Here is a 909-nt window from a genome sequence, read left to right as displayed (position 1 = left end):
GACCTCGACGAACTGCCGTGCGCCTGTCCGGCCTGCGCGAAACCGCGAAGCGAGTTCACGCGCGCCGACTGCGCCGAGCACAACGTCAACGCGCTCCGCGCCGAACTCCGCCGGGTCCGCGAGCGGATCCGGAGCGGTCGCCTGCGGGACTACGTCGAGGGGCAGGCCCGCCACGAGGGGTGGCTCACGGCCGCGTTCCGCGAGTTCGACGACCAGTGGGCCTATCTGGAGGAGCGGACGCCGCTCATGCGCGACGCCGAGGTGACCGCGGCGAGCGCCGAGACGCTCGACCGCGTCGAGATCCGCCGGTTCGCCGACCGCGTCACGAGCCGCTACCGGAACCGCTTTGACGACCAGCCGCTCGTTCTAGTTCCCTGCTCGGCGACGAAACCGTACAGCGACTCCCAGAGCCACCGCCAGTTCCACGACGCGATCAAGTGGCGCGGCCACACCGTCTCGATGACCTCGCCGATCGGCGTGGTCCCACAGGAACTGGAGACGACCTACCCCGCACAGCACTACGACTCCGTGGTCACCGGCGACTGGAGCGAAGACGAGATCGAGTTCGTCGCGGAGGTGTTGCGGCGATATCTGACGCGCAACGACTACTCCCGCGTCGTCGCGCACGTCCCCGAGGACGGCTACAGGGAGATCTGCGAGCGCGTCGAGGCCGACCCCGAGATCGATGTCCCCTTCGAGTACACCTGCGTCGACCACCCGACGACCGACGAGTCGCTCGGCGAGCTGAACGCCGCCCTACAGGGCGAGCCGGCGTACAGCAAGCGGGAGCGCGAACACAACACGGTCCGGGCGCTCGCCGACTACCTGCTCGGCGACGGCGCGGGCGACGACCTGTTCGGCGGCGCGGGCGACGAGTAGTCGTGGGAGGCAAGGCACACAGGGGATAGG

The 909-nt window shown here is 69.5% G+C and carries 1 pseudogene; it reads left to right on the top strand.

Features of this window, described 5'->3' with window-relative positions:
* A pseudogene (arcS, locus tag BN903_RS08285) lies at nucleotides 1-861 on the top strand (archaeosine synthase subunit alpha); the annotation flags it as partial.
* Between the last annotated feature and the right edge of the window lie 48 nt (nucleotides 862-909).

It is taken from the genome of Halorubrum sp. AJ67 (assembly GCF_000513435.1).
The sequence above is the reverse complement of the archived record's forward strand: the minus strand, read 5'-3'. Positions and strand labels throughout refer to the sequence as shown.